The 21,872-nt window shown below is 69.6% G+C and carries 25 protein-coding genes; 17 read left to right on the top strand and 8 right to left on the bottom strand.

The features are described 5' to 3' along the window. Window positions 1-6: 6 nt before the first annotated feature. The 4 genes from CLM62_RS19005 to rpmB all read right to left on the bottom strand — a co-directional run bounded on the left by CLM62_RS19005 (window position 7) and on the right by rpmB (window position 1,909). Complete coding sequence (locus CLM62_RS19005; RefSeq protein ID WP_095751087.1) at window positions 7-528, bottom strand: DUF4232 domain-containing protein; 522 nt, start codon at window positions 526-528, stop codon at window positions 7-9. Window positions 529-782: 254 nt separating this feature from the next. Continuing rightward, window positions 783-1,313, bottom strand: a complete 531-nt coding sequence (locus CLM62_RS19000; RefSeq protein ID WP_095751086.1) for a hypothetical protein — start codon at window positions 1,311-1,313, stop codon at window positions 783-785. Between the two features lie 54 nt (window positions 1,314-1,367). Next, a complete protein-coding gene (rpsN, locus tag CLM62_RS18995) occupies window positions 1,368-1,673 on the bottom strand; it encodes a 30S ribosomal protein S14 (RefSeq protein ID WP_095751085.1) in 306 nt (101 codons plus the stop codon). After that, complete coding sequence (gene rpmB, locus CLM62_RS18990) at window positions 1,673-1,909, bottom strand: 50S ribosomal protein L28 (RefSeq protein ID WP_095751084.1); 237 nt, start codon at window positions 1,907-1,909, stop codon at window positions 1,673-1,675. The genes rpsN and rpmB overlap by 1 nt, the downstream gene beginning before the upstream one ends. Window positions 1,910-1,971: 62 nt before the next feature. On the opposite strand from rpmB, the gene rpmG reads away from it, so the two are divergent. The 5 genes from rpmG to CLM62_RS18965 all read left to right on the top strand — a co-directional run bounded on the left by rpmG (window position 1,972) and on the right by CLM62_RS18965 (window position 4,413). Next, window positions 1,972-2,136, top strand: coding sequence for a 50S ribosomal protein L33 (gene rpmG, locus CLM62_RS18985; protein ID WP_010044249.1), 165 nt, complete (start codon window positions 1,972-1,974; stop codon window positions 2,134-2,136). A 5-nt stretch (window positions 2,137-2,141) separates the two neighbouring features. Next, the gene (locus CLM62_RS18980) at window positions 2,142-2,399 is read left to right on the top strand and encodes a type B 50S ribosomal protein L31 (RefSeq protein WP_095751083.1); all 258 of its coding nucleotides are present in this window, start codon (window positions 2,142-2,144) and stop codon (window positions 2,397-2,399) included. A 4-nt stretch (window positions 2,400-2,403) separates the two neighbouring features. Further along, complete coding sequence (locus CLM62_RS18975; protein ID WP_095751082.1) at window positions 2,404-3,555, top strand: GTP-binding protein; 1,152 nt, start codon at window positions 2,404-2,406, stop codon at window positions 3,553-3,555. 7 nt (window positions 3,556-3,562) lie between these two features. Next, a complete protein-coding gene (gene rpsR, locus CLM62_RS18970; RefSeq protein WP_095751081.1) occupies window positions 3,563-3,796 on the top strand; it encodes a 30S ribosomal protein S18 in 234 nt (77 codons plus the stop codon). A gap of 347 nt (window positions 3,797-4,143) precedes the next feature. Then, window positions 4,144-4,413 carry a DUF397 domain-containing protein gene (locus tag CLM62_RS18965; RefSeq protein ID WP_095751080.1) on the top strand — a complete coding sequence of 90 codons (270 nt, stop codon included), beginning with the start codon at window positions 4,144-4,146 and terminating at the stop codon, window positions 4,411-4,413. A gap of 102 nt (window positions 4,414-4,515) precedes the next feature. Here the strand turns inward: CLM62_RS18965 and CLM62_RS18960 are convergent, their stop codons facing one another. Further along, window positions 4,516-5,022, bottom strand: coding sequence for an ATP-binding protein (locus CLM62_RS18960; protein WP_179382144.1), 507 nt, complete (start codon window positions 5,020-5,022; stop codon window positions 4,516-4,518). Between the two features lie 343 nt (window positions 5,023-5,365). Between CLM62_RS18960 and CLM62_RS18950 the strand changes: the two genes are divergently transcribed. From CLM62_RS18950 to CLM62_RS18925, 6 genes are all read left to right on the top strand, one after another. Then, entirely contained in the window at window positions 5,366-6,190 is an 825-nt protein-coding gene (locus tag CLM62_RS18950; protein ID WP_095751115.1) for a helix-turn-helix transcriptional regulator, read from the top strand. An 84-nt stretch (window positions 6,191-6,274) separates the two neighbouring features. Beyond that, the gene (locus tag CLM62_RS18945) at window positions 6,275-7,735 is read left to right on the top strand and encodes an aldehyde dehydrogenase family protein (protein WP_095751078.1); all 1,461 of its coding nucleotides are present in this window, start codon (window positions 6,275-6,277) and stop codon (window positions 7,733-7,735) included. A gap of 179 nt (window positions 7,736-7,914) precedes the next feature. Then, window positions 7,915-8,463, top strand: a complete 549-nt coding sequence (locus CLM62_RS18940; RefSeq protein ID WP_095751077.1) for a DinB family protein — start codon at window positions 7,915-7,917, stop codon at window positions 8,461-8,463. Window positions 8,464-8,488: 25 nt separating this feature from the next. Beyond that, window positions 8,489-9,130, top strand: coding sequence for a PadR family transcriptional regulator (locus CLM62_RS18935; protein WP_095751076.1), 642 nt, complete (start codon window positions 8,489-8,491; stop codon window positions 9,128-9,130). 102 nt (window positions 9,131-9,232) lie between these two features. Further along, a complete protein-coding gene (locus CLM62_RS18930; protein WP_095751075.1) occupies window positions 9,233-10,198 on the top strand; it encodes an ATP-binding cassette domain-containing protein in 966 nt (321 codons plus the stop codon). Then, on the top strand, window positions 10,195-10,986 hold the full coding sequence (locus tag CLM62_RS18925) for an ABC transporter permease (protein WP_095751074.1): 792 nt from the start codon (window positions 10,195-10,197) through the stop codon (window positions 10,984-10,986). Before CLM62_RS18930 ends, CLM62_RS18925 begins: the two co-directional genes overlap by 4 nt. A 210-nt stretch (window positions 10,987-11,196) precedes the next feature. Here CLM62_RS18925 and CLM62_RS18920 read toward each other — a convergent pair whose 3' ends face one another. Continuing rightward, the gene (locus CLM62_RS18920) at window positions 11,197-12,624 is read right to left on the bottom strand and encodes a glutamate decarboxylase (RefSeq protein ID WP_095751073.1); all 1,428 of its coding nucleotides are present in this window, start codon (window positions 12,622-12,624) and stop codon (window positions 11,197-11,199) included. 90 nt (window positions 12,625-12,714) lie between these two features. Here CLM62_RS18920 and CLM62_RS18915 point away from each other — a divergent pair, with 90 nt between their 5' ends. Together CLM62_RS18915 and CLM62_RS18910 are read left to right on the top strand one after the other, a co-directional pair. After that, window positions 12,715-13,476, top strand: a complete 762-nt coding sequence (locus tag CLM62_RS18915; RefSeq protein ID WP_095751072.1) for a MerR family transcriptional regulator — start codon at window positions 12,715-12,717, stop codon at window positions 13,474-13,476. Window positions 13,477-13,658: 182 nt separating this feature from the next. Next, window positions 13,659-14,540: a DedA family protein gene (locus tag CLM62_RS18910; RefSeq protein WP_095751071.1), complete on the top strand. Its 882-nt coding sequence runs from the start codon at window positions 13,659-13,661 to the stop codon at window positions 14,538-14,540. A 36-nt stretch (window positions 14,541-14,576) separates the two neighbouring features. On the opposite strand, the gene CLM62_RS18905 is transcribed toward CLM62_RS18910, so the two are convergent. Both CLM62_RS18905 and CLM62_RS18900 read right to left on the bottom strand, forming a co-directional pair. After that, window positions 14,577-16,277, bottom strand: a complete 1,701-nt coding sequence (locus tag CLM62_RS18905) for a threonine/serine exporter ThrE family protein (RefSeq protein WP_095751070.1) — start codon at window positions 16,275-16,277, stop codon at window positions 14,577-14,579. A gap of 103 nt (window positions 16,278-16,380) precedes the next feature. Next, entirely contained in the window at window positions 16,381-16,872 is a 492-nt protein-coding gene (locus CLM62_RS18900) for an inorganic diphosphatase (RefSeq protein ID WP_095751114.1), read from the bottom strand. A 124-nt stretch (window positions 16,873-16,996) separates the two neighbouring features. Here CLM62_RS18900 and dacB point away from each other — a divergent pair, with 124 nt between their 5' ends. The 4 genes from dacB (at window position 16,997) to hpt (ending at window position 21,711) form a co-directional block, all read left to right on the top strand. Then, on the top strand, window positions 16,997-18,583 hold the full coding sequence (gene dacB, locus CLM62_RS18895) for a D-alanyl-D-alanine carboxypeptidase/D-alanyl-D-alanine-endopeptidase (protein ID WP_257003912.1): 1,587 nt from the start codon (window positions 16,997-16,999) through the stop codon (window positions 18,581-18,583). Window positions 18,584-18,723: 140 nt separating this feature from the next. Continuing rightward, window positions 18,724-19,857 (top strand): zinc-dependent metalloprotease, encoded by a 1,134-nt coding sequence (locus CLM62_RS18890; protein ID WP_095751068.1) that lies wholly within the window; start codon window positions 18,724-18,726, stop codon window positions 19,855-19,857. A gap of 192 nt (window positions 19,858-20,049) precedes the next feature. After that, window positions 20,050-21,090 carry a tRNA lysidine(34) synthetase TilS gene (gene tilS, locus CLM62_RS18885; protein ID WP_095751067.1) on the top strand — a complete coding sequence of 347 codons (1,041 nt, stop codon included), beginning with the start codon at window positions 20,050-20,052 and terminating at the stop codon, window positions 21,088-21,090. A 60-nt stretch (window positions 21,091-21,150) separates the two neighbouring features. After that, window positions 21,151-21,711, top strand: coding sequence for a hypoxanthine phosphoribosyltransferase (gene hpt, locus CLM62_RS18880; RefSeq protein WP_055523757.1), 561 nt, complete (start codon window positions 21,151-21,153; stop codon window positions 21,709-21,711). Window positions 21,712-21,872: the final 161 nt, after the last annotated feature.

Genomic DNA, 21,872 nt, shown 5'->3' with positions numbered 1-21,872 from the left:
GGGTGCTCAGTCACCCGCGTGCGTGAACGGCCCCACGGACGCGTCCGGTTCGCCGCCCTTCAGCGCCACCGGGCCGTACGTCCAGGGAAAGCTCTTCTCGTCGTCACCGGCCCCCGGCATGCTGATCCGCAGCGTCTTGGCGGCGAGGCTCTCCGCGCCGCTCGTCCCACCCCGTACGTAGGTGAGGGTGAAGGTCACGCTGTCGCCCTTGGCGAGGGTCAGCTTCTCGGGCTTGGCGCCGTCCGCCGCGGGGACGGTCGCGGACTTGTCGCCGGCGTTCAGCTCGATGCCCGGGAAGCCGTCCAGAGCGCACGGGGAGCTCTGGTTGGTGACGGAGACGGGGATGTTTCCCGTGTCTCCGGCGGCCGGGGCGGCGTTGGCCGGGCCGACCTCGACGCCCAGCTGGTCGATCCCGCAGGCGTCGCCGCCTTTGCCGGTGCCGTTGCTGTCGTCGCTCCCGCCGCTGTCGCAGGCGGTGAGGAGAAGGGCCGCGGCGAGGGCGGTGACGGCGAGGGGAGTGGCGCGCATGTGAGGTCCTCTGGGGCGTGACATCGGCGATCGACTGCAAGGATCATCACGCATGAAGGGGCGGCACGGTTGCCGCCCCCCGGGCGTACGACCCTAGGTGTGCACTTTGGGCCTCGCGACCCTAGGTGTGCACTTTGGGCCTTGCGACCCTAGGTGTGCACTTTGGGCCTTGCGACCCTAGGTGCACACTTTGGACCTTGCGACCCCAGGTACACACATAGGGGCTTACGACCCTAAGCGCACACTTAATGCTCTTACGACCCCAAACCGGCCATAGGCAGCCCGGTCGGCAGCTGCCCGCCGCCCTCCGCCCTGGTGTACGTCTCCGCACCGAGGCCGTCCTCCCAGGTCACCTTGAGGGTCGTTTCGTCGACGGAGTCGACCATCCCGGTGGCCCGGTCCTTGCTGCCGTCCTTGCACTTGAGGCGGATCATCTCCATGCCGGACTCCTCGCGCGCGGTCCCGCTGCACACGGTCCCGCCGGTCGCGAAGAGCCCGGCCTGCGAGCCAGTGACCACCAGCGCCACGGCCTTGCCGTCGGTGGTGGCGAGCCAGTTGCCCTCCAGCCCGTCGACGGCGGCCGTGGAACCGCCGGAGCCCCCGGACCCGCCGCCCGTCTCCGCGCTCGCGGAAGCGGACGTATCAGGGCTGCTGGGTCCGGTGGAGGCCTCGTCCTCGGAGCCGCCGTCGCCGCTGCACGCGGTCAGTACGAGCGCGCCGGCGAGGCCCGCGGCCGCGGCAGCGACCCGCACCCGCCGACGCGCACCCGAAGTCGTCCAGGTCATGGAAGCTCCCAAGCTGTAGCGGTCGGCCCGGTTGGCCGGGAGGACCGCAGCAAGCTACCAGGACGACTTGCGCACCCCCGGCAGATACCCCGCGTGCGCCTGCTCGCGCAGACTCACCCGGGACAGCCCGAAGGCACGGAAGTAGCCGCGCGGCCGCCCGTCGGTCTGGTCGCGGTTGCGTACGCGCGTCGCGCTGGCGTCGCGCGGCTGCTTGCTCAACTCCCGCTGTGCGGCGAGCCGTTCCGCGTCCGTCGACGACGGCCGCCGGATGATCTCCTTCAGCTCGGCCCGGCGCGCGGCGTACCGCGCGACGATCTCCTGCCGCTTCTCATTCTTCGCGATCTTGCTCTTCTTCGCCATCAGACCCGCACCCCCCGGGCACGGATGCGGACCACGGCCGCCTCGATGCCGATCGTGTCGACGGTCTTGATCCCCTTCGTGCTCAGCCGCAGCCGTACGTACCGGCCCTCGCTCGGCAGCCAGTAGCGCTTGGACTGGATGTTGGGGTCGAAACGGCGCGAGGTGCGCCGGTGGGAGTGCGAGATGCGGTTGCCGAAGCCGGGCTGGGCTCCGGTCAGCATGCAGTGGGCGGACACGGGTGATGCACCTCTCTCGACATGGGTGTGTAAATGGAATTCATTTTCAGTAAGATAGCAGCATGGCACGCAACGAACTCCGCCCGGTCATCAAGCTCCGGTCCACCGCCGGGACCGGCTACACCTATGTGACCCGCAAGAACCGCCGCAACGACCCGGACCGGCTCACCCTGCGCAAGTTCGACCCGGTCGTCGGCCGCCACGTCGACTTCCGAGAGGAGCGCTGACCGTCATGCGCAAGGGAATCCACCCGGAGTACGGTCCCGTCGTCTTCCGCGACCGTGCCGCGAACTACGCCTTCCTCACCCGCTCCACGCTGTCCGCGGCGACGAGCGAGAAGACGATCGAGTGGGAGGACGGCAACACGTACCCCGTCGTGGACGTCGAGATCTCGGACGTCAGCCACCCGTTCTACACGGGCACCGCCCGCGTCCTGGACACCGCCGGACGCGTGGAGCGCTTCGAACGCCGGTACGGAAAGCGGAGCTAGTCACATGCCCGAGCTCTCCGTCGTGATCGTCGGCGGGCTGCACGCCGACGCCCGCAAGGCGGCCGTGGAGCGGCTGCTCGCCGACGTGCCCGACAGCGTCGTACTCCACCACGACCTGGCGACGGCCGCCGCCGGCACGGTCGTCCGGACGATCCGCGACGCCACCGGCATCATCGACGCCGGCGAGGCGCCCCTGGTCAACGACTGCGCCTGCTGTGCCCTGCGCGAGGACCTGGTGCCGGAACTGATCCGGATCCGGGACACGGGCGGCATCCGGCTCGCGGTCGTCGAGCTGTGGGACTCCGTCGAGCCCAAGGCCATGGCCGAGGTGGTCACGTCCGGCGGGCTCACCGTCACCGGCGTGATCACCGCCGTGGACCCGGCGCTGGTCCTGCCGTATCTCGGCAACGGCGACGACCTGGCCGAGCGCGGCCTCGCCGCCGCGGCCACCGACCAGCGCACGGTCGCCGACACCTTCGCACGGCAGCTGGAGTACGCGCCCGTCCTGGCCGTCACCGACTCCCCGGAGGCCGACGACGAGGACCGCGAACTGCTCGCCCAGCTGCACCCGACGGCCCGCCAGGTCCTGATCGGCCACGGTGACCTGGTGGGCGCACACCCCGCACTACTCCAGGCGGCCCTCGCCGGCTTCGACGTCGACGCGGCCGCCGCCGCCCAGCACCCCGCGTGTGCCCTGCTGCCCGCCGAGGCCGACTCCCACGGCGTCTCCACCCTCGTCTGGCACCGTCGCCGCCCCTTCCACCCCGAGCGGCTGTACGCGGCGCTGGAGGACATCACCTGCGCCGCCGCCCGCAGCCGGGGCCGGTTCTGGCTCGCCGACAAGCCGGACACGCTGCTGCACTGGGACGCGGCCGGCGGGGCGCTGTGCGTGGAGAGCGCGGGCCCGTGGCTCGCCGCCCTTCCGGACGCGGCCTGGGAGATGGTCCCGCCGGTGCGCCGCGCCGCCGCCGCGCTGGACTGGGACCCCGAGCACGGCGACTGCTGCCAGCACCTCGTCTTCACCTCGCCCGGCCTCGACCGCGACGGACTCGAACGGCTCCTGGAGTCCTGCCTGCTGACCGACGCCGAGTACGCCGCCGGGCGCGCCGCCTGGAAGCGGCTGCCGCCCGCCTTCGACACCCTCCTGGAGGTCTGACCCCGCCATGCCCCGCAAGCCCGAACGCAAGCCCGCCAAGCACCGTCCCAACCCGCTGGACCAGGCCAAGATCACGTACATCGACTACAAGGACACCGACCTGCTGCGGAAGTTCATCTCCGACCGCGGCAAGATCCGCAGCCGCCGCGTCACCCGCGTCTCGGCCCAGCAGCAGCGGCTCCTGGCGCGCGCGATCAAGAACGCGCGGGAGATGGCGTTGCTGCCGTACAGCAGCCGCTGACGACGCCTGCGGCAGTCGGGACACAGGCAGGACACAGGTAGGAGGTCCCTACGTTCGACACGTAGGGACCTCCTACCTGTTGTCGTTTCCATGAACGATGGAACACGAATGCCGCGGCATGCGTCTCTTCTCATGGGCGGGGGCCGGCGGTCGCATGGCTTGCGAGCTCTGGGGCAGAGGCGAGTCACAGCCGTGAGTAAAGCGGTCGCCAAAGCTGTAACCGCAGGATGACCCCGCGTGCACGTGCATCTGCCCATGCATCTGCACATGAACAGGGCTATGATCCGGGTCAAGTTGACCACTGCATCAATGGCCTCACCAGCCAATGCACCACCGGGGAGCGACCTGTGGACCACGACGTGTACGACGTTGCCGACGCGTCCGGCGTGTACAACGGCATGGCCGCCACCCAGCTGCACGGGGTGGCCTGGCAGAAGAGTCGGCACAGCAACTCGCAGGGTTCCTGCGTGGAGTTCGCCCGCCTGCCCGGTGGGGAGGTGGCCGTCCGCAACTCGCGCTTTCCGGACGGCCCGGCGCTCGTCTACACGCGGGCCGAGATCGAGGCGATGCTGCTCGGTATCAAGGACGGCGAGTTCGACCACCTGATAGCAGGCTGACGTTCGCCGGGAAAGCCGGGAAAGCGTTGCCACTGAGGGCGATCGGCACCTGACAGGCCGTAACGCGCGTAGAACTTCGGCGTCAGAAGACGCCGAAGTCCGTCATTCGCCCGGCTGCGGCTCAGGCACGCGGAACAGCGCCCAGACCACCTTGCCGCCCAGCGTGCCCGCGAGCGGATGCCACCCCCAGCTGTCGCTGAAGGAGTCGACGAGGAACAGGCCGCGGCCCGACTCCGCCGAGAAGTCGTCCGCCTCGCGCGCCACAGGGCTGTCGTGGCTGGGGTCACGCACCGCGCACACCAGCCGCTCGGTCCAGCGCATCAGGTGCAGCCGTACGAGCGGGTTCTGCTCCGGGACGCGCGGGGTACCGGCCGGCAGCGCGTGTCGCAGCGCGTTGGTGACCAGCTCGGAGACCACCAGGCACACGTCGTCGAAACGGTCGCCCAGCTCCCACTGGTCCAGCGTTCCGCGGGTGAACTGCCTGGCCTCGCGCACGGCTTCGTAACGGGCGGGCAGAGCACAGGAGGCGGCGCTGGACACGGCCGCGGGATCAAGCGGCGGAAGGCCCTGCCGTAACGGCTCGAGCATGGTCGATCCATTCGTCCCCATGCGAGGCACTCCCGGGAATTCGCGGTCGTTGCGATGCAGCGGTTGCGCGGGACCATGTTTTCCGATGCGTACAGCAGATGCAAGGGCAGATGCACGTGCAGGTGACCGAATTGGACCCTCCCGTACCGCTTGTTGGCCATTTTTTCCGCCATCTTCTCTCCCTCTTCTTGCCCCGTCCTTCCCACAACCCCTCCCGCTCCTGCGCGGAAACTCTGGCTTCTTTCCATCTCTGTAATCGGACGAGTACTGCTCGGAGTGTTTTAGTGGCAGACTTCGGGCCCTGAAGACGGTTGGGGAGGCGGCGAACGTGAGCGCGGGAGAGCCCGGATCGGTGGTGCGGCGGATGCTGCTCGGCTCGCAACTCAGGCGGCTGCGGGAGGCGCGTGGCATCACGCGCGAGGCGGCGGGTTACTCGATCCGCGCCTCCGAGTCGAAGATCAGCCGGATGGAACTGGGCCGGGTGAGCTTCAAGACAAGGGACGTGGAGGACCTGCTGACGTTGTACGGCATCACGGACGAGGCGGAGCGCACCTCGCTGCTCTCGCTCGCCAAGGAGGCCAATGTCGCGGGCTGGTGGCACAGTTACTCGGACGTTCTGCCGAGTTGGTTCCCCACCTACGTGGGCCTGGAGGGCGCGGCTTCCCTGATCCGCGCGTACGAAGTGCAGTTCGTGCACGGTCTGTTGCAGACCGAGGCGTACGCCCAGGCGGTCGTGCGGCGCGGCATGAAGGGCGCCAGCGAGGCCGACGTGGAGCGGCGCGTGGCGCTGCGCCTGGAGCGGCAGAAGTACCTCGTCGACGAGAACGCGCCCGACTTCCACATCGTCCTGGACGAGGCGGCCCTGCGCCGCCCGTACGGCGAGCGCGAGGTGATGCGCGGCCAGCTCCAGCACCTGATCGAGATCTCCGAGCGGCCCAACGTACGGCTGCAGATCATGCCGTTCAGCTTCGGCGGCCACTCCGGGGAGTCCGGCGCCTTCACGATCCTGTCCTTCCCGGAGTCCGACCTGTCCGACGTCGTCTACCTGGAGCAGCTCACCAGCGCGCTGTACCTGGACAAGCACGAGGACGTGGCCCAGTACGAGAAGGCGCTGAAGGAACTGCAACAGGACAGTCCGGGGCCGGACGAGAGCCGGGATCTTCTTCGGGGACTCCTCCAACTCTCTTGAAACACAAGTACGATGACGTGTGATCAGACCGTGATGTCGTGCGTGTCTGCTGTTGATCGTGTCTGCTAGCGATTGAGGGATCACATGTCGTCCTACTTCACCGACCTGGCTCAGCAGTACATCGACGGTGAGTGGCGCCCGGGCACCGGCTCCTGGGACATCATCGACTTCAACCCGTACGACAACGAGAAGCTGGCGTCGATCACCATAGCCACGGTCGACGAGGTCGACGAGGCATACCGGGCGGCCGCCCGCGCCCAGAAGGAATGGGCGGCGACCAACCCCTACGCCCGCCGCGCGGTGTTCGAGAAGGCCCTCAGGCTGATCGAGGAGCGCGAGCAGGAGATCGCCGAGGTGATCATCGCCGAGCTCGGCGGCACCCGGCTGAAGGCCGCCTTCGAGCTCCACCTCGCCAAGGAGTTCCTGCGCGAGTCGATCCACCTGGCGCTGCGCCCCGAGGGCCGGATCATCCCCTCGCCGGTCGACGGCAAGGAGAACCGCGTCTACCGCGTGCCCGTCGGTGTCGTGGGCGTGATCAGCCCCTTCAACTTCCCCTTCCTGCTCTCGATCAAGTCGGTCGCCCCGGCGCTCGCGCTCGGCAACGCCGTCGTGCTCAAGCCGCACCAGAACACGCCGATCACCGGCGGCTCCCTGGTGGCGAAGATCTTCGAGGACGCGGGTCTGCCGGGCGGTCTGCTGAACGTCGTCATCACGGACATCGCCGAGATCGGCGACGCCTTCATCGAGCACCCGGTCCCGAAGGTCATCTCCTTCACCGGCTCCGACAAGGTCGGCCGTCACGTCGCCACCGTCTGCGCCTCGAACTTCAAGCGCTCGGTCCTCGAACTGGGCGGCAACAGCGCGCTGGTGGTCCTCGACGACGCCGACCTCGACTACGCGGTCGACGCGGCTGTCTTCAGCCGGTTCGTCCACCAGGGCCAGGTCTGCATGGCCGCCAACCGTGTCCTGGTCGACCGCTCGATCGCCGACGAGTTCACCGAGAAGTTCGTCGCCAAGGTCAAGACCCTGAAGGCGGGCGACCCGCGCGATCCCGAGACCGTCATCGGCCCGGTCATCAACTCCTCCCAGGCGGACGCCGTTTCGGGCGTCGTCCAGCAGGCGATCGCCGAGGGCGCGACGGCGCTCGTGCACGGCACGACGACCGACAACCTGGTCGAGCCCTCGGTCCTCACGGGCGTCCCCGCCGACTCCGCCCTGCTCCAGCAGGAGGTCTTCGGCCCGGTGGTCTTCCTCGTCCCCTTCGACGGCGAGGAGGAGGCCGTACGCCTCGTCAACGACACGCCGTACGGCCTGAGCGGCGCCGTCCACACGGGCGACATCGAGCGGGGGGTCGCCTTCGCCAAGCAGATCGACACCGGCATGTTCCATGTGAACGACGGCACGGTCCACGACGAGCCGATCGTCCCGTTCGGCGGCGAGAAGCACTCGGGGCTCGGCCGGCTGAACGGCGACACGATGCTGGACTCGTTCACGACGCTGAAGTGGATCTCGGTGCAGCACGGACGGAGCGGATTCCCGTTCTGATCGCTCTCGGATCTCTCATTCCTTGATGGCCTGCTCGACGGCCTGATCCCTTGATGACGTTTTCTTGAGGACGTCGCTGTGGCGGACTCTTGCGGACAGAAGCTGACCGCAAGGGTCCGTAGTTTCGTCGGTGTCAGAAGGGCTCTCAAGGCCCCGACTCCGATGAAAGGCGGCCGGTCATGGTCACTCACGTGCGAGCCGAGGCGCAGGGCGACGAGCGCGGGGCGCTGCTCTCCTTCCTGGCCGAGCAGCGGGGCGGCATCCGCCGGGCGCTGCTGGGGCTGACCGAGGAGCAGGCGACGTCACGGCCCAGCGCCAGTGAGCTGTCCCTGGCCGGTCTGCTCAAGCACGTCGCCGAGGTCGAACAGGGCTGGGTGGCCCGTGCCAAGGGCGAGCCGCCGGCCGTCCACCGGGACGAGACGAACTGGCACGAGTGTTTCCAGCTGGTGGGTGATGAGACGGTCGAGTCGCAGCTCGCGTACTGGGAGAAGGTCGCCGCCGAGACGGAGGCGTTCATCCGCACGGTTCCCAGCCTCGACGACACCTTCCCGCTCCCGAACGACCCCTGGTTTCCCCCGGGCGAGCGCGTCTCCATGCGCTGGCTGGCCCTCCATCTGATCCGCGAGACGGCCCGGCACGCCGGCCACGCAGACATCATCCGGGAGTCTCTGGACGGCGCCACCGCCTTCGAACTGGTGGCCAAGGAGCAGGGCACCTCCTGGGGCTGACCCGCGGCGGCATAATCTGGACGGCATGTCAGCGATCCGTCTCCTCGTGCTGGGCGCCGTGCGCCAGCACGGGCGGGCCCACGGCTACCAGGTGCGCAACGACCTGGAGTACTGGGGCGCGCACGAGTGGTCCAACGCCAAGCCCGGCTCGATCTACCACGCCCTGAAACAGATGGCCAAGCAGGGACTGCTGCACGCGCACGAGATCGCGCCGTCCACCGTCGGCGGCCCGCCGCGCACCGAGTACGAGCTCACCGAGAAGGGCACCGAGGAGTACCTCTCGCTGGTCCGCCAGTACCTCACCGCCTACGACCAGCGGCCGGACATGCTCACCGCCGCCCTCGGCTGCATGGTCGACCTGGACCGCGAGGAAGTCCTCGGCCTCCTCGAGGAACGCGTGCGCAGCATCGAGGAGTGGCGCAAGTCGGTCACCGAGTACTACACGCCCGAGGAGGGTCCCGGTCAGCTCGGTCACATCGGCGAGATCATGAACTTCTGGGTGCACTCGGCCGACACCGGCGCCGAGTGGACTCGAGGTCTCATCGAGCGCATCCGTGGCGGGGCGTACACCTTCGCGGGGGAGGGTGAGCCGTTCGTCGGCGTGCTGGCGGAGGGTGAGGAGAACCCGTACGCGACGGGGGAGCGTCATCCGGAGGACGCTCGCTAATCAAGTTTGACCAATTGCCCGGATGGGCATACGCTCCCTCGCCGGGCTTGTAGTCAAGTTTGACTAACCTGCTCGCGCTGTCCTCTACCCGGAAGGAGCCCGATGACCGACGCGATCGTCGCCGAAGGCCTGCGGAAGCGGTACGGCGACAAGGCGGCCCTGGACGGGCTCGATCTGAGGGTGGCTCGCGGCACCGTCCACGGCCTGCTGGGCCCGAACGGCGCCGGCAAGACCACCACCGTACGGGTCCTGACCACCCTGCTGAGGCCGGACGAGGGCCGCGCCGAGGTGGCCGGCCACGACGTGGCCGGCCGGGCGTACGACGTGCGTCTGCGCATCGGCCTGCTCGGCCAGCACGCGGCCCTCGACGAGGAGCTCTCCGGCCGTCAGAACCTGGAGATGTTCGCCCGCCTCTACCACCTGGGTGCCCGCCACGCGCGCGTGCGCGCCGACGAGCTCCTGGAGCGCTTCGGCCTGACCGACACCGGCCGCAAACCCGTGCGTGCCTACAGCGGCGGCATGCGCCGCCGCCTGGACCTCGCGGCCTCCCTGATCACCGAACCGGAGGTGCTCTTCCTGGACGAACCGACCACCGGCCTCGACCCGCGCGGTCGCGCCGAGGTGTGGGCCGCGGTCCGCTCGCTCGTCGGCGGCGGTACGACCGTCCTGCTGACCACCCAGTACCTGGAGGAGGCCGATCAGCTCGCCGACCGCATCTCGGTCGTCGACCGGGGCCGAGTCATCGCGGACGGCACGGCGGACCAGCTGAAGGCGATGACCGGCGGCGACCGCATCGACGTGGTCCTGCGGGACGCGGGGCAACTGGGCGCGGCCGTGGCCCTGTTGCCCATGTCCAAGGACGAGGTCTCCGTCGACGCCGACCTCCGGCTGCTCAGTGCCCCGGTCGCCGACCGCATGGCGGCGCTCTCCGGTGTCGTACGGGCCCTGGAGGAGGCCGGCATCGAGGCGGAGGACGTGGCTCTTCGCCGCCCGACGCTGGACGAGGTGTTCCTGCACCTCACCGGGGACCAGCGAGCGGACGACGCCCGAGTGAAGGAGGCCGTATGAGCGCGAGTGTGAGCACGAGACCGCGCACGAGCACGTACGCACTGACCGACTCCTGGACCATGACCCGCCGCGAACTCGCCCACTGGGCGCGGCAGCCGGTACAGGTCGTGGTCGGCCTGGTCTTCCCTGTGATGCTGCTGCTGATGTTCGGCTACCTCGTCGGCGGTGGCCGGGACGTGGCGGGGGAGTACGTCGACTACCTGGTCCCCGGCATGCTCGCGCTGACCATGGCGTTCGGGCTCGAAGGGACCATGGTGGCCGTCACGCAGGACCTCAACAAGGGCGTGATCGACCGCTTCCGGTCCATGCCGATGACCAACGGCGCGGTACTGGTGGGCCGTTCGGTCGCCGACATGCTCCAGTCGGCACTGATTCTGACCGTGATGATCGGCGTCGGCTACGCGATCGGCTGGCGCGCGCACGGCGGCCCGGGCGCCTTCCTCGGCGCCGTCGGTCTGCTCCTGCTCTTCCGCTTCGCCATGCTGTGGATCGGCATCCACCTGGCCATGGTGGCCGGGAAGCCGGAGTTGGTGCAGGCCGTGCAGATCCTGGTCTGGCCGGTCGGTTTCCTCTCCAACGCCTTCGCGACTCCCGACTCCATGCCGGACTGGCTGGGCACCGTGGTCGAGTGGAACCCGATGTCCCAGACGGCGACGGCGGTACGGGACCTGTTCGGCGGGCCGGGCGGGGAGCCGGGGCATGTGTGGGCGGCGGTGGCCTGGCCGCTGGCTCTGCTCGCGGTGTTCTTTCCGCTGGCGGTACGGAGGTTCGGGGCGTTGAGCAAGTAGGGCGGGAAGTTGGGCAAGTAGGGCGGGAAGTTGGGCGAGTAGGGCGGGAAGTTGGGCGAGTAGGGCAGAAATCGCCATGCGCCGGTGGGAACCCGGGCGCGGTGAGCGGTGTACCAGAAATGACAGTGCGTCGCGGCCGGGCGGATCGGGGGGGGGCTCATGAGGTGGATCAGGGGAGGGTGGCGTACAGCCGCGGACCGGACGGCCGCGTCAGTGGTGAAACCCGGTCGCCATGTCCTTGTCCGGGGTCAGGGGATGCGGCTGCCGGCGCAGTTCTGGCAGCAGCCGCCCCAGGTCCTCCACGAACAGCTCGGCGAGGTCGGCCGAGAAGCCGTTGCGGCACACCACCCGCAGCACGGACAGGTCCTCGCGGTGGGGCGGGAAGGTGTACGCGGGCACGAGCCAGCCGCGCTCGCGCAGCCGCCGGGAGACGTCGAAGACGTCGTACTCCCGGACGTCCGGAGCGGTCGTGAAGGCGAATACGGGAAGCTCGTCGCCCCGGGTCAGCAGCCGGAAGTCGCCGAGCGCCTCGACACGTTCGGCGAGGCTGGTGGCCACGTCCCGCGCGGCCTGCTGCACGGCCCGGTACCCCTCCCGGCCCAGCCGCAGGAAGGTGTAGTACTGCGCCACGATCTGCGCGCCCGGCCGAGAGAAGTTCAGCGCGAAGGTCGGCATGTCGCCGCCCAGGTAGTTGACGCGGAAGACGAGTTCCTCGGGCAGGGCCTCCGCGTCCCGCCACAGCGCCCAGCCGACGCCCGGGTAGACGAGACCGTACTTGTGCCCGGAGGTGTTGATGGAGGCGACCCTCGGCAGCCAGAAGTCCCACACCAGGTCCTCGTCGAGGAAGGGCGCGACCATGGCGCCGGACGCACCGTCGACGTGGACGGGGATGTCGAGGCCGGTGCGCTCCTGGAGGGCGTCGAGGGCGGCGCACAGGTCGGCGATCGGCTCGTAGGAGCCGTCGAAGGTGGAGCCGAGGATGCCCACGACCCCGATGGTGTTCTCGTCGCACAGCTCGGCGGCGGCCTGCGGATCGAGGTGGAACCGGTCGCCCTCCATGGGGACCTGACGGGCCTCCACCTCCCAGAAGGTGCAGAACTTCTCCCAGCAGACCTGGACATTGATCCCCATGACGAGGTTCGGGCGGACGTCCCGGGCCGGGTACCGGTCGGCGTTCCGCCGCGCCCACCGCCGCTTGAGGGCCATCCCCGCGAGCATGCACGCCTCGCTCGACCCGGTCGTCGAGCAGCCCACGGCCGCCGAGGGGTCGGGCGCGTTCCACAGATCGGCGAGCATGGCCACACAGCGCCGCTCCAGCTCGGCGGTGCGCGGGTACTCGTCCTTGTCGATCATGTTCTTGTCCCGGCACTCGCCCATCAGGATGCCCGCCTGCGGTTCCATCCAGGTGGTGACGAAGGTGGCGAGATTCAGCCGGGAGTTGCCGTCGAGCATCAGCTCGTCGTGCACGAGTTGGTAGGCGGTCGTGGGCGGCAGGGGGGCGTCCGGGAGCCGGTGCTTGGGCGGGGCCTCGGTCATACCGCCGACCGGGTTCGCCTCGCCGTGGAAAGGGTTGACGGCGAGCCTGCGCCCGACGCCCTTGTCATCCGGTGCTCCGCTGTCCCCTGGGTGCAGTGGCATGCGTACGACGGTAGGACCGGGCCGGAGGACTTGCACCTCACGCCACGTAAGGATTCATCGTGAAGGCGTACTGAGAAGGGAGCGGAAGAAGTGAGTTATTCCGTGGGACAGGTCGCCGGATTCGCCGGAGTCACGGTGCGCACGCTGCACCACTACGACGACATCGGCCTGCTCGTCCCGAGCGAGCGCAGCCACGCCGGCCACCGGCGTTACAGCGACGTCGACCTCGACCGGCTGCAGCAGATCCTGTTCTACCGAGAGCTCGGCTTCCCGCTCGACGAGGTCGCCGCCCTGCTCGACGATCCGGCCGTGGACCCGCGCGCCCACCTGCGCCGCCAGCATGAACTGCTGACCGCCCGGATCGAGAAGCTGCAGAAGATGGCGGAGGCCGTGGAGCACGCCATGGAGGCACGCAAGATGGGAATCAACCTCACGCCCCAGGAGCGGTTCGAGGTCTTCGGCGACAAGGATCCGGAGCAGTACGCACAGGAGGCGGAACAGCGCTGGGGCGGCACGGAGGCGTACGCAGAGTCGCAGCGGCGCGCGGCCCAGTACACCAAGGAGGACTGGAAGCGGCTGCAGGCCGAGGCGGACGACTGGAGCGAGCGTTACAAGGGCCTGATGGCCGAGGACGAGCCGTCAACCGGCGAGCGGGCCATGGACATGGCCGAGGAACATCGACAGCACATCGGCACGTGGTACTACGAGTGCCCGTACGAGATGCACCAGTGCCTCGCCGACATGTACGTGTCCGACGAGCGCTTCAAGGCGTTCTACGACTCCATGCGCCCGGGACTCGCCGAACACCTCAGGGACGCGATCAAGGCGAACGCGGCCCGGCACACGTCCTAGAATCCTGGCCCGGGAGGCTCACTCCCGGGCCAGGACCGCCGCCGTCATGGCTCACAGCTTTGTCCCAGGCGGACCACAGTGCATCCTGGGATCCTCCATGGAACCTGGGTCACGACGGCTGCGTTGATACTTTTGGGCAGCCAGCCCCCAGCCCGCCTCCCACCAGCAGGAGCCACAATCCCGTGACCACGCTCGCGCTCGGCCCCGAGTGGCTCAGCCCCGACTACCTGATCGAGACCTTCAGCCTGCCCGGCATCCTGCTGATCGTCTTCGCCGAGTCCGGGCTCTTCGCGTTCCTGCCGGGCGACTCGCTGCTGTTCACCGCGGGACTCTTCGTGGCCGAGGGCACTTACATCACCCAGCCCTTGTGGCTGGTCTGCACGCTGATCGTGATCGCCGCCGTCATCGGCGACCAAGTGGGCTACATGATCGGCAAGTTCTTCGGTCCCAGGCTCTTCAGCCGGCCCAACTCCAAACTCTTCAAGCAGGAGAACCTGGAGAAGGCCCACGAGTTCATGGAGAAGTACGGCCCCAAGGCGATCGTCCTCGCCCGCTTCGTACCGATCGTGCGCACCTTCGCCCCCATCGTGGCTGGCGCCGGCCGTATGAAGTACCGCACGTTCTTCACGTACAACGTCATCGGTGGCATCGCCTGGGGCACGGGCGTCACCCTCGCCGGCTACTGGCTCGGCCAGATCGAGTTCATCAAGACGAACGTCGAGGCGATCCTCATCCTGATCGTCTTCGTCTCCGTGGTCCCGATCATCATCGAATACCTGCGCGAACGGTCGAAGAAGAAGCGCGCGGTCGCGGAGGCTCCCGCCGTCCAGCCGCAGATGGCCCCGATGATGGACGACGCGACGACGCAGCTCCGCCGCATCCCGTCGGCCGACGAGCCGCAGCCCCAGCCGCCGTACGGCGGCCAGGGCACCCAGGGCCGGCAGCAGTACGGCTACGACCAGTACTACGACCAGAACCCCCAGCAGCCCTACGCCCAGCAGTACCCCCAGGGCTACGGCCAGCAGAACGAGCAGGGCCCGTACAACCAGGGGCAGGGTTACTGACGCCCCCGTAGGCACCCGGCCTGTAGGCACCCGGCGCTAGAACCCCCGCGTCCGCTTGGCGGCCCGCCGCTTCTCGGGTGACCCGATCCGCAGGGTCAACCGAGAGATCTCCGATCCCAGATTCACGCCGATGGCGATGGCCATCGCCAGCGCCGCGGCCTGCGACAACGACACCAGCCCCGCGTCGAGCTCGTTCTGCGCTATCGACAACAGCCCGAAATACGACGCGGAACCGGGCAGCAGGGGCCCGATCGCCGCCGTCGTGTATGGCAGCGCCGACGCGAACTGGTACCGGGCCAGCAACTGCCCGAACAACCCGACCAGCCCCGCCGCGACCGCCGTGGAGGCAACCGGCGAGAGCCCGCCCGCGTAGTGCATCGCGCCGTACACCGACCATGCGACACCCCCGTTCAGGGTCACCGCCAGCACGGTGGCCCGTTCCTGCTGCAGCAGCACCGCGAAGGCCAGGGACAGCAGCATCGACGCGCCGATCTGCAAAAGCGGCCGTGGTTCGGCGCTCAGGGCCGCGTCGGGGGTGAGGCGGGCGCCCAGCTGGACGCCGACGTAGAGCATCACCAGCACCCCGACGACGATGCCCACGAAGAAGTACATGACTTCCAGCAGCCGCGCGGACGCGGTGATGTAGTAGCCGGTCAGACCGTCCTGCACGCCCGCCACCAGCGCCCGTCCGGGCAGCAGCGCGAACAGCCCACCGGTGATGACCGCGGACGCCTTGACGTCGACGTGCGCCAGCGTCAGTGCGATCGCGATCGCGGCGGGCGGCGTCGCGGCGATCGTGAACTGGTAGAACTCCGGCAGCCCGCGCCCCGCGCACAGCCACGCCAGCCGGTCGCCGAGCATCGCGCCCAGCGCGGCCGCCACGAAGACGATGAGGTCACCGCCGACGAGCACGGAGGCCGCACCCGCCAGCAGCCCGCTCGCGGCGGTCAGCGTCCAGCCGGCGTAGGGGTGCCGGTTGCGGCGGATCTCGGCGAGCCGCCCGTAGGCCTCCTCCAGGGAGATGTGGGTCTCCGGGTCGCTGAGGTCGTCCACCAACTGGTAGACGGCCGCCAGGCGCGTGTAGTCGGTGCCCCGGCGGCGCACCGTCCGGGACGCCGTCACCGGGTCGTCGACCAGGGACGGCTGGTAGGAGATCGACAGCAGGGTGAAGGTGACGTTCGGCTCGCAGCGGTCCAGGCCGTAGGACCGGCAGACGGCGAACATCGCCGCCTCCACGTCCTCGGCACCCTCGCCGCCCGCCAGCAGCAGTTCACCGATACGCAGCGTCAGGTCGAGGACGCGCGGAACGGCCGGGCCTTCGTCCTCCTCCGCCTTGTGCACGAGCTCCGGCGCGGGCCGCTCGGCCACCGGCATCCGCAGCATCGTGCGCATCCGGTCCTGCCAGGGCACATCCTTGGTCAGACTGACCATGGGTATGCCGGTCGGCGGCGTGAACGCGGGCGGCGCGTGCCGGGCGCTGTAGGTCCTCGGTGGGCTGAACGCCGACCCCTCGGGCTCCGCCACGGGCGTGTGCGGGACGTCGAGCCCCTTGGGGAGGGCGAACTCGGATGTGGTCTCCGACTCCGTCCCGACGACCCTGGGGGCCGCGAGGCCCTCGGGAATCGCGAACTCGGATGTCGTGGAGGACTCGGCAGAATCCCCGACGACCACACCAGGTGCTGCGAAGGCACTCCTGGCCTCGTCCGACCGCGGCTTGCGGTCCTCCGCCTCCGTCACTGCGTAGCGCTCCCTGTACGACACGTTCAGCAAGCCTCAGTATGCGCACAGATACGCGAAGGGGCCGCACGCGTGTGCGTGCGGCCCCTTCGCGACAGCGGAATCAGTGACCGCCCTGCTCCTTGAAGCGCTTGTAGGACCGCTCGATCTCGGCCTCGGCGTCCGTACGGCCCACCCAGTTGGCGCCCTCGACGGACTTGCCGGGCTCCAGGTCCTTGTAGACCTCGAAGAAGTGCTGGATCTCCAGGCGGTCGAACTCCGACACGTGGTGGATGTCACGCAGGTGCTCCACGCGCGGGTCGTGCGCCGGCACGCACAGCAGCTTGTCGTCGCCACCGGCCTCGTCCGTCATCCGGAACATGCCGATCGTGCGGCACTGGATGAGGCAGCCGGGGAAGGTCGGCTCGTCCAGGATGACCAGCGCGTCCAGCGGGTCGCCGTCCTCGCCGAGGGTGTTCTCGACGAAGCCGTAGTCGGCCGGGTAGCTGGTCGAGGTGAAGAGGCGACGGTCCAGGCGGATCCGACCGGTCTCGTGGTCCACCTCGTACTTGTTCCGCGAACCCTTCGGAATCTCGATCGTGACGTCGAACTCCACCGGTGGCTCCTCCATGATCAGCACATAGTTCTGGTGGTTAAGTGTCCCTCACGCAGGTGTGTGATCGCGAAAGGGGCTGGTGGTCGTGCCAGAGCTGAGGTCTTGGCGAGCCGCGAGACCGCATGTGACGCGGGTCGCGAACGCCGTACGACCGCGTCTGGCACAGGCCGCGGACGCCGTGGGCCCACGTCTCGCACGCGCTGCCACGGCCGCGAGACCACGGGTCGCGCGGCTCGCACGCGCCACGAAACCGCAGGTCGCGCGGATCACGAGGGCGAAGACCTGGCAGTACACCGCGGGCGCCGCCACCGTCGGCCTGGCGCTGGCCGCCGGAGTGGTGACCGCCGCAGGCCCTTGGGACTCCACCGGTCAGCGTACGGCCGAGCGCGACCGGGCGGCTGCCCAGGAGCGCATGGGTGGCGCAGATCACGATGGTTCTTCCGGTACGTCCCCCGGCACGGCGGACCGGGCGCCCCGCCCTGCCCCCAGCGCCGGCTCCGTCCTCGCCGGCCTCGGCGGCGGCGCCGGCAGCCTGAAGTCGGCCCCGACCGGACAGGCCCTCGCCGGCGTCCTCGACCCGCTCCTGAAGGACACGGCGCTCGGCACCCGCGTCACGGCGGCCGTCGTGGACGTCGCCACCGGCAGGCGCCTGTACGGCGTCGGGGCCGACGACGCGCTCACGCCCGCCTCCACCACGAAGATCGCCACCGCCGCAGCCGCCCTGACCGCCATGGGCGCCGACCACCGCCTCACCACCCGCGCGGCCCTCGAGGCCGACACCGGGGAACTCGTCCTCGTCGGCGGCGGCGACCCCACCCTCACCGCTCATGAGGACGCCGAGGGCTGGGCGAGCCTGCGCACCCTCGCCGACGAGACCGCCGCCGCCCTGAAGAAGCGCGACATGCGCGAGGTGACGCTCTCGTACGACACCACCCTGTACGCCGGTTCCGAACTTCACCCCATCGGAGTCAACGACAACCTCGCCCCCGTCTCCGCCCTGATGGTCGACGAGGCCCGCACGGACGACTCCGCCAGCGGCCCCGCCCCCCGGGTGACGGACCCGGCGGCGGACGCCGCCCGCAAGTTCGCCGCCCTCCTCGAGGACCACGGCATCAAGACGACGTCCCCCGGCCCCTCCAAGGCGACCGGGCGCGCACAGTCCCTCGCCACGGTCTCCTCGCCCCCGCTGTCCGCCCTCGTCGAACGCATGCTCACCAACAGCGACAACGACATCGCCGAGGCCCTCGCCCGCCAGACGGCCGTCGCGACCGGCGAACGCGCCGACTTCGACGGCGCCAGCCGGGCGCTCGCCGCTCAGCTGAGCAAGCTCGAAGTGCCCCTGTCGGGCACGTCCTTCCAGGACGGCAGCGGCCTCGACCGGGCCGACCGACTCACCGCCGACCTGCTCACGACACTGCTGGCCAAGGCGGGCGACCCCGCCCACGCCGAACTCCGCCCGATCCTCACCGGCCTCCCGGTGGCCGGCTTCACCGGCACGCTGACCAGCCGCTACGCCGACGGCGCGGCAGGCATCGTACGAGCGAAGACGGGGACCCTGACGGGCGTGAACACCCTGGCGGGAACGGTGGTCGACCAGGACGGCAGTCTGCTGGCCTTCGCGTTCCTGACGTCGAACACGTCGGATCCGCGGGCGGCGCAGTCGGCACTGGACAAGACGGCAACGGCCCTCGCGGCATGCGGTTGTCGGTGACCGCCGTGCCGGACACCTCGGAGAAGGCCCTTCTGATGGATCTCCGTGACGCCGCGGAGGTCCATCAGAAGGGGCCTGGGGCCAAGCCCTGCCAACGCCATGACCTGCCCCCAGCGGCAGCGCTCACGTACGGTTGACGCATGACGAGCATCGGTGGTGCTGCATCTTCCGGGATGGTCGACTGGAATCTCGCGGTGGCGACCGCGACCCGGCTCGTACGGCCGGGCCCCGACGTGAGCCGTGACGAGGCCCGGGCCGTCGTCGCGGAGTTGCGTCGGCACGCCAAGGCCTCGGAGGGACACGTCCGGGGCTTCACTCGTATGGGCACGGAGATCGTCCACGACACCCCGGTCCTCGTGGTCGACCGCCCCGGCTGGGTCCGCGCGAACGTCGCCGGGTTCCGGGAGATCCTCAAACCGCTGCTCGACAAGATGCAGGAGCGGCGTGGCAACACCCCCGGCGGCGCGGTCCTCGGCGCCGTCGGCGGCAAGGTGACCGGCGTCGAACTGGGGATGCTGCTGTCCTTCCTGGCCTCCCGCGTCCTCGGCCAGTACGAGACCTTCGCCCCGCCCACCCGCGACCTCCCGGCGGGGGAGAACGGCGGCGGGCGGCTCCTGCTCGTCGCCCCCAACATCGTGCACGTCGAGCGCGAACTCGACGTGCAGCCCCACGACTTCCGCCTGTGGGTGTGCCTGCACGAGGAGACGCACCGCACGCAGTTCTCGGCGGTGCCCTGGCTGCGGGACCACCTGGAGGGTGAGATCCAGTCGTTCTTGGGCGAGACCGAGGTCGACCCCATGACCGTGTTGGAACGCATCCGGGAGGCCGCCCAGTCCCTCGCCGGGGGCCGTCCCGAGGGCGAGGAGGACGACGGCGGACGGTCCCTCGTGGACATCGTGCAGACGCCCGCCCAGCGGGAGATCCTCGGCCGCCTCACCGCCGTGATGTCCCTCCTGGAGGGCCACGCCGACTTCGTGATGGACGGGGTGGGTCCGGACGTCGTACCGACCGTCGCGGAGATCCGCGAGAAGTTCCAGCAGCGCCGCGCCAAGGGCGCCTCCCGACTGGACATGGCCCTGCGCAAGCTGCTGGGTCTGGACGCCAAGCTCAGGCAGTACCGCGACGGCGAACGCTTCGTACGGGCCGTCGTCGACCAGGTCGGCATGGACGGCTTCAACCGCGTGTGGACCTCCCCGAACACCCTCCCCACCAAGACGGAGATCTCCAAACCGGCGGACTGGATCGCGCGGGTGCATCGCAAGGCGGAGTCGTGAACGGGGGTGCGGAGGTTGTGAAACGAATCCGGCCGACGGCAGGCGAACGCCCCTTCAATCACCCGTCCGAGGGACCGTGAGGCATGGGTAGGCGTGCAATGCTCGGGGAACGGCCCGGTTCTGTCACCATCTACACACTCTGAGTGACCGAGCTCGGGCTCACCCCCGACAACTTCATGAAGGGAACCGGACATGGGTCCCCATCCTGCGGTCGCGGCGATACGCCTGGCGGTCCGCCGCGTCCTCCACGACATCCTCACCGAGCAGAACTCCCAGCCCACCCCACCGTCCCCCGGGCAGACCCCGCACGAGCGCCCGTCGTCGCCGCTCGTGCTCGTGGCGTGCTCCGGCGGCGCCGACTCCATGGCCCTGGCCTCAGCCCTCGCCTTCGAGGCCCCCAAGCTGGGCATCCGCGCCGGCGGCGTCACCGTCGACCACGGCCTGCAGCCCGGCTCCGACCTGCGCGCCGAGGAAGTCGTCCTGCGCCTGCGCGAACTCGGCCTCGACCCGGTCGAGTCCACCGCCGTGACCGTCGGCCGCGAAGGCGGGCCCGAGGCCGCCGCCCGCGACGCCCGGTACACCGCCCTCGACGCCATGGCCGTCCGGCACGGCGCCATCGCCGTCCTGCTCGGCCACACCCGCGACGACCAGGCCGAGACCGTGCTGCTCGGCCTCGCCCGCGGCTCCGGCATCCGCTCCCTGTCCGGCATGGCCGCGGTCTCGGGGGCCGACGGCCGTTACCGGCGCCCCTTCCTCTCAGTCGACCGGCAGACCGCCCGCAAGGCCTGCATGGTCCAGTCCCTGCCCGTCTGGGACGACCCCCACAACGCCGACCCCGCGTACACGAGGTCCCGCCTGCGCCACGAGGGCCTGCCCGCCCTGGAGAAGGCGCTCGGCAAGGGCGTCGTCGAAGCCCTCGCCCGCACGGCTCAGCTCTCCCGCGACGACGCCGACGCCCTCGACACCTGGGCCCGCCAGGCCGAGGCCTCCGTACGCGACGCCGCCGGCCTCCTGGAGTGCGCCAAGCTCTACGCCCTGCCGCCCGCCGTACGCCGCCGCATCCTGCGCCGCGCCGCCATCGAGGCCGGCGCCCCCGCGGGCTCCCTCTTCGCCCGTCACCTCGAGGAAGTCGACCGGCTGATCACCGGCTGGCGCGGTCAGGGGGCCATCAATCTCCCGGGCAAAGTCGTCGCCCAGCGGCAGGGTGGCAGACTGGTGATTCGGCAAGGCTGAATCCGGCGGGCCTGCCGAGGGCCGTAGTGCAGGGCCGTAAGTGCGGGACGACCGAAAGTGATGCGGGTGGACGCGAAAGACATGGGTGCCGACCTCAAGCAGGTGCTCATCACCAAGGAAGAGATCGACGCGAAGCTGGCCGAGCTGGCCGCGAAGATCGACGCGGAGTACGCGGGCAAGGACCTGCTGATCGTCGGCGTCCTCAAGGGCGCGGTGATGGTCATGGCAGACCTGGCCCGGGCGCTGTCCACCCCCGTCACCATGGACTGGATGGCGGTGTCCTCCTACGGCGCGGGCACCCAGTCCTCCGGCGTCGTGCGGATCCTCAAGGACCTCGACACCGACATCAAGGGCAAGCACGTCCTGATCGTCGAGGACATCATCGACTCCGGCCTGACCCTGTCCTGGCTGATCTCCAACCTCGGCTCGCGCGAGCCCGCCTCCCTGAAGGTGTGCACCCTGTTGCGCAAGCCCGAGGCAGCCAAGGTCGCCATCGACGTCGAGTGGGTCGGCTTCGACATCCCCAACGAGTTCGTCGTCGGGTACGGACTCGACTACGCCGAGAAGTACCGCAACCTCCCGTTCGTCGGTACGCTCGCGCCCCACGTCTACGGCGGCTGACCCAAAGGGCCAGGCGCTGTACGAAGATCGGGAACCCCTGCGGGTCCCGCGCCGTTGAAGCGTGCAGACGGGTTTGCCAGCCGTCCCGCGCGAATTCGCGCGCCAAAGCTGGGGTACCGTCAGAAGAACTGTCTTATCAAACTCACTATGGCAGGAGGGAC

The sequence above is a fragment of the Streptomyces sp. SA15 genome (genome assembly GCF_002291145.1).
Classification (GTDB): Bacteria; Actinomycetota; Actinomycetes; order Streptomycetales; family Streptomycetaceae; genus Streptomyces.
This window is presented reverse-complemented; position numbering and strand designations above follow the sequence as displayed.